This window comes from Komagataeibacter europaeus LMG 18890 (assembly GCF_000285295.1).
GTDB lineage: Bacteria > Pseudomonadota > Alphaproteobacteria > Acetobacterales > Acetobacteraceae > Komagataeibacter > Komagataeibacter europaeus.
Map to the genome: position 1 here is coordinate 1 of NZ_CADP01000138.1, position 6,263 is coordinate 6,263.

Consider the following 6,263-nt stretch of genomic DNA (forward strand, 5'->3'; position numbering starts at 1 on the left):
GATCGCGGACGGACACGGAAAAGCCATTGGTTTCGCTCTGGCACCCGGACAGGCCCATGAACTGCCACTGGCGCCAGCCATGCTCGACGATCTCCCCTCTGTTCCCCTGTGGGTCGTGGCGGACAAAGGCTACGCGTCAGACGCCTTTCGTGAACGGATATGGGACATGGGAGCCCGACCGGCCATTCCCGCGAAACGACGCGATGCGCCGGTCGCCTGTCCCAAATGGGCCTATCGATGCCGACATCTTGTGGAGAACCTCTGGGCTCGTCTCAAGGAATGGCGCGCTGTCGCAACCAGATACGAAAAAACAGCAACCTCGTTCCTCGCGGTCATCCACATCGCTGCCGCCGCAGACTGGATCAAGTGCTAACAGGCCCTAGAGGGTGTGTTATGCACCTTGCATGAGTATAGCAGCATTTCTCATGCAAGAAGCGCGCGAACGCTATTATCTAAAATTTTGCTTCCGTTTTCTGTGTCGTACCCATCTTGCCGTATCAATAACAAAATGCGGAATTATGTTCCGTACGAATATTTCTGCTCTCTGCATGGTCGATTGTCTGCTGTTGGATAGATAGATCGTGCTTTGTTCCGTCCTGTCAGCTTTTATTTTGGGTGCCGTGTAAAAATATGTAATGAGTGTCCGCCGCAGATATCCTGTTCGCGCGGCCTGGGGGTGTCCATGCCATGAATCAGGCGACTGGAGCATGAGAACGCTGCGCCCGAACCGGGGAACAATTTTTCTGACAGGCCGGGTTGGATTTTTCTGCCACAGTTCCAGTTGGCCGCCATATTCCGGCTTCCAGTCATGATTGAGGTAAGTCAGCAAAGCCAGGCGATTTTCCAGACACGTATGGGGGTGATAACGAAAATCGGTATGGACCTGAAAATGTCCCTGCCCCGCGACTTCATGCATGCCCCCCCCATAAAAATAAGGATCGGGAAGCAGATTCGTGATTCCTGTCAATCTGGTCAGTAGCCGGAGGAACGGTGCACCGTTCACAATATCAAAATACCGTTGTATTGCTGCAGGCATGACGGATTTTGTGCTGGTCGAACGCTTTGACTGAAGCTGGTTCTGGAATACATTTATATTGTTTACGTGATCGAGATTAAAAGCCTGCAACGCTTCGTTCAGCAGGGAATCACAGAACATTCCGTCCATGACCAGATGTGGAAATGGCTTGGCTGTCTTGAACTCCTGCGCAAGACTGTTCAGCCGGGAAGTGTCGGACCGGTCCATTCTTTTTAACAGGGGTACGTACGACATCTGCTATCCTAATAATAGTCTTGCCAGGTGCGGTAGGATATTGGGATGTTTTTAGTAAATCCGGTCTACTGTGCAGATAGGAAAAGTTCAGAAGGGGCTTCGATTCTGTATCTGTGATGATGCGACTACGTATTTATGATGCACTGTTCCAATATGGCACCATGCCTCGCCATATTCGGCAGGAATGGCGCCCTTGCCGGCCAAGGTATTCAGCATGTTTTCCAGTTCCGGGAGGAGAAGGGCATGATCCTGCAGGGGGGCCATCAGTGGCTCCTTGTACGGGAGCAGGAAATGGCCCGTCACGGGAACGGGGGTTCCGTCCTGTGTCGGTAATGGATCATTTATGGTGGTGCTGACGGCTTCTGCCAGTTTCAGGAAACTTTGCAGGAAATCATTATTATAGGCAAAATTTCCAGCCCCGCCCTGCGACCGGATTTCTTTTTCGGAAGAAGGCGTATTGATCCACGCGATGTAATGTTTCGCATGTAAAGTATGCAACCCGTCTGCGCTGGCAAATATGTGGTCAATCTCCACACGTTCGTCTGTACCAAATGGCAAGATAATGCCATGTAGTACAGGTAGGCCACTTGCCACAAGCATCTGCGTAACGGGATCATCCGCGGCAGGCTGTCCGCATAGTTGCTGCCACAGGGCGGCATCTCCGCCTGCAGGGAAATCGGGATTGCGGTGCGCACGTGTCATGTCCGGTCCTGCAACAGATAAAGCTCCGAATCCGATAAGAAAGCTTTTATTGTAAAGAATTGGTAACCGGGGGGCGGCTCCCCTTCGTCACGCCATTATTCATGTCCGTCTCATGCAGCATCATGCCGGCTGCCAGGCTGTGAGCACCCGGTATCGGGGCGCGCCTTCAGCCATGCTTCAAGATCCTGCACATCCAGGGGCCTGGAAAAGAAATATCCCTGTATCACGTCGCAGTTGATCTGCCGGAGCAGGTCAAGCTGCGCCTGCGTTTCCACGCCTTCCGCCACCACGGTCATGCCCAGGCTCCGCCCGATACGGATGATGGCCGTGACCACAGAGTGAACCTTGCCCGTCGGTTCAAAGCCATCCATGAAGCTTCGGTCAATCTTGAGTTCGTTAAGTGGCAGGTTTGCAAGGTTCGACAGGCTGGAAAAACCGGTTCCGAAGTCATCCATGGAAAGCCCGATGCCCATGGCCCGGATCACCTGAGCGGCGATGAGGGTCTGATCGTAATTTTCTATCATCGCACTTTCCGTCAGTTCGATGGTCAGGCGCCGTGGGGGAATGCCGCTTTCGTGCAGGATCTCGCCAATCAGGCGTGGCAGGTCGGGATTTCTGAAATGCAGCGCGGATATGTTGACCGATACGACCGGAACGTCCACCCCTGCCTGCATCCATAGGGCCATCTGTCGACAGGCCGCCCGCAGTGACCACAGCCCGATTGCCTCGATCTGTCCGGTTTCTTCCGCCAGGGGGATAAAACGGCCCGGTGATATCATGCCCAGGGCTGGATCGGTCCATCGCGCCAGGGCTTCCACCCCTTCCAGCCGGCCGGTCGCGGCATGGACCTGCGGCTGGTATACCAGATAGAGCTGGTCCGTCCTGATCGCCTCCTTCAGCGCGTTGGCCAGCAGGATCTGGTCCGCCGCCTGCCGGTTCATTTCCTCGCTGAAGAAACGATAGCAGTTACGGTCGGCATTCTTCGCCTGCGACAGCGCCGTTTCTGCCTGCTGCATGAGTATTTCCGTCTCCCGCCGGCCGCCGTCATTATCCGCAATGCCGATACTGGCCGTAACGGTAACGGGAACCTCGTCAATCACGACCGGCTCCGCTACGGCATTCATGACGGAATCGGCCAGTGCCGTGGCCCGTTCCACCCCGCCGGTCGTGATCAGGGTAAATTCGTCTCCCCCGCTGCGGGCCAGCAGGTCGTCACTGGAAATAAGACCGGATAGCCGCCGGGCCAACGCAGCCAGCAGCATGTTGCCTGCCGGGCGTCCCAGTCCGTTATTGATGGCCCGGAACCGATCCAGGTTTATGATCAGGGCCAGTAGGTTTTCATGCCGCGCGCGCGCCGCCCGCTGCCTGATACCGTGCCGCAGCCCGGTCCGGTTGGGCAGGCCCGTCAGGGTGTCATACTGCGTAAGCCGCGCGATATCCTCACGCGAGCGCTGCTGTTCGATGGCAAGCGCGCACAGGTGCAGGCAGGCATCGGCAATCCGCCGGTGCCATCTGCCCGGTGCGGGCTTGGCACGGAAATAGAAAGCCAGGCTGCCGCCTACCCGGCCGTCACGCAGCAGGATCGGCACCGACCAACAGGCCATGAGGCCATGCGGGACGACAAACTGCCAGAACCCCTTCCATTTCGGATCGGCTTCAATGTCTGGTGTAACCACTTCCCTGCCGGTGAACAGTGCCGTGCCGCATGACCCGACCTCGGGGCCTATCTGCAGGTCAGCACAGACTTCGGCAATCTGTGCGGGCAGCCGTGCGCGCGCTACGGGGTGCATGCGTCGTTCATCATCCACGACCACGATCTGTGTTACGACATCCGGGGCGATACGTTCAATCTGGCGGCACATCAAGGCGAGGATTTCGTTGAAGGACAGGTTGCTGGTCAGTGCCCCCATCATATCCTTCTGCAGCGCCTTTATCTGCTCGCTGCCCGTAATGTCATTCAGCACCACGATCACTTTGTGCAGTTCCTCATAGGGGCTGCATAAGGGCGTTACGGTTGCCAGAAGCCAGATGTCCTGACCTGTGTCGGTGCGGGAATGAATTTCCAGTTCAAAGGGCCGACAGCGCTGCAGACGACGGCGAAAGGCCTGTAATGTTGCAATATCGCCCTGCTGCCCGGACAGAAAGGCCGAGAAATCAGCCCCTTCCATACCCTCGGCACCGATGCCCGAAAACCGGGCCGCCGCTGCATTGGCATAGGTAATGCGGCACTGGCTGTCCAGTATCAGGATGCCGCATGCATTGCGTTGTACGATGGTGGCATACTGCAGGTCCTGTTCACGTCGGGACAGATCCCGTGTCACGTCGCGCAGGGAAATAACAAACACCTGCTGTCCCGCCCCCTCGGCCCGTGCCACGGACATCTCGGCAGAAAACGCCGTGCCGTCATGCCGCAGCAAGGTCAGGTGGTGGTGATTTTCCGTAGGGGAACGACAGACCTTACCCCCGGACACGCCGGATGGGCATAGCGCAACATTCGTCAGGTTCTCACCAAAGGTACAGGGCAGGATGTCTGTCCCGGTGGGAAAGAGAATATCGAGTTTCCGGCCGACCAGTCCGGGCATGGGGCCACCCCAGATACGGGCCGCGTTATCATTGGCAAAGATGATTGTGTTATCATTGCTGACAAGCAGGATACCCGTATCAATGCTTTCCAGCAGTTTGTCCGGAATGGGATAGGTCTGTCGTTCGCCCATTAGTCTGGTCTGCCTGTCTGTTGTGTTCTGGTGGGTAAATGGATGACGACGCCGTTCTCAGGGGTCTGTGTCCGGTAGCGTTTGAGAAAAAGCGGGAACGTGTCTGTCCCTTCTCCCCCCTGCTGCCAGTTTTCAGGACGGGACAGCCCGTAGGGGTCCCCATCACAGCGCACGACCGCCCATGCCGCGCAGTCCCGTTCCGCCCCACATCCCGCAAGCAGTCCGACCAGCGTGATGCGGGTATCGGAATCATAGGATGCCGTCAGGGTCTCGTTGCCGCGGAATATCAGGCTGAATGGCGCGGCGCGGTCCGAACTGCCAAATGTGATGTCGATCAGGATAAGGCCGGCTTCGGAATGCTTGGGTCCGAAAATGATTTCTCCCCCCGCCGGATCAATAATCAGGTGCAGCCACAGAACCTGAAAGGGGCCAAAACTGTCGATTTCCAGCGTTCCCCCCTGCAGGACATATTCCCAACTGCTCCACCGGGCCAGATCTGTCAGGTTCGTGCGGACCCAGGCTCGTGACCCTATGACGAAGCGATAGGAAGACAGGTCCGACCTGCGTGAAAGGGGAAGTGATCTGTTTACAACCTCAATCACGTTGTTCCAGTTGAAAAAGCCGTTTCTGACCGCGGTCTCGTCCGCGCGGACCACAAGGGAGCAGCCATTGTCCGTTGCCATCTTCATATGTATCGCCTGTCTCAAAAATACTCGCACCAGCAAGGAAGTTTCGGGGTTTCTGACCACTGGCTATTGGGCCAAAATATGAAATATTTGTGGCGTGGCCTTTCTGCCCGATGTGAAACCGCATGATGGTGGAGGTGATGAGGACGTAACGGAATTTATTGTTGCATAAGACCCGTCATTTGAAAACCAAAAAAATGCTGGCCATGCGTTCGCGCAATCGTCTATAAAACAAAGCTAATGTGCCAATATAAACGAATAATATGATGCTGATCGGGTACGCGCGCGAAAATGCGGAAGAAGCGACGCTTCTTCAACAGGTAGAAGCGCTCCGAAAGGCGGGTTGTAACAAAATATATGAGGAAAAAGTTCCTACATTGAGCCGGGACTGGCCCATTCTGGGGGACGTCCTGACAGAACTTTCTTCTGATGATACTTTGGTTGTCTATTCTCTCGACCGTCTCGCCTGGTCAACGCCCCACCTGCTGGAGGTGGCTGATCGACTGCGTGAAAAAGGAGCAGGGCTGCGTTCCCTTTGTGAACCCTGGGCCGATACCACCGTTCCCTATGGGAAAATGATTCTTGGTGTTTTTGCCGGCATTGCTGAATTTGAACGCGCATTAAGCCGCAATCTCACGGAAACGGGTAGGAAACGGGCCAAGGAACGGGGTGTCCATCTTGGTCGGCCAGCCAAGCTCAGCGCAGAGCAGATTGCGACGATCCGGAAGCTTGTCCGTGACGATAACCTCTCCATTTCAGAAGTCGCAGCCCGTTTTGGCGTACATAAAGCCACCATCTATCGGGCAGTTACCAATAACAAGTAAGAACTGTTTACGCTGACCCTGTGAGGTGGTCCCGTCCGTTCGGACAGTTTTGCGGGCTTGATAAGCT

Annotated in this window: 6 protein-coding genes; 2 read left to right on the forward strand and 4 right to left on the reverse strand. The window is 55.8% G+C overall.

Going from position 1 to position 6,263, the window contains the following annotated elements:
- Positions 1-373, forward strand: a 373-nt coding sequence (locus GEU01_RS18865; RefSeq protein ID WP_019085529.1) for an IS5 family transposase, incomplete at its 5' end; no start/stop codon positions are given.
- A gap of 75 nt (positions 374-448) precedes the next feature.
- Here GEU01_RS18865 and GEU01_RS24985 read toward each other — a convergent pair.
- The 4 genes from GEU01_RS24985 to GEU01_RS18885 all read right to left on the reverse strand — a co-directional run bounded on the left by GEU01_RS24985 (position 449) and on the right by GEU01_RS18885 (position 5,375).
- Positions 449-1,270 carry a 2OG-Fe(II) oxygenase gene (locus tag GEU01_RS24985; protein ID WP_010517535.1) on the reverse strand — a complete coding sequence of 274 codons (822 nt, stop codon included), beginning with the start codon at positions 1,268-1,270 and terminating at the stop codon, positions 449-451.
- An 87-nt stretch (positions 1,271-1,357) separates the two neighbouring features.
- Positions 1,358-1,972: an NERD domain-containing protein gene (locus GEU01_RS18875; protein ID WP_010517538.1), complete on the reverse strand. Its 615-nt coding sequence runs from the start codon at positions 1,970-1,972 to the stop codon at positions 1,358-1,360.
- Between the two features lie 110 nt (positions 1,973-2,082).
- Positions 2,083-4,686: an EAL domain-containing protein gene (locus GEU01_RS18880; protein WP_019087311.1), complete on the reverse strand. Its 2,604-nt coding sequence runs from the start codon at positions 4,684-4,686 to the stop codon at positions 2,083-2,085.
- Positions 4,686-5,375 carry a hypothetical protein gene (locus tag GEU01_RS18885; RefSeq protein ID WP_010517542.1) on the reverse strand — a complete coding sequence of 230 codons (690 nt, stop codon included), beginning with the start codon at positions 5,373-5,375 and terminating at the stop codon, positions 4,686-4,688. The genes GEU01_RS18880 and GEU01_RS18885 overlap by 1 nt, the downstream gene beginning before the upstream one ends.
- Positions 5,376-5,635: 260 nt before the next feature.
- On the opposite strand from GEU01_RS18885, the gene GEU01_RS18890 reads away from it, so the two are divergent.
- Positions 5,636-6,196, forward strand: a complete 561-nt coding sequence (locus GEU01_RS18890) for a recombinase family protein (RefSeq protein ID WP_019087312.1) — start codon at positions 5,636-5,638, stop codon at positions 6,194-6,196.
- Positions 6,197-6,263: the final 67 nt, after the last annotated feature.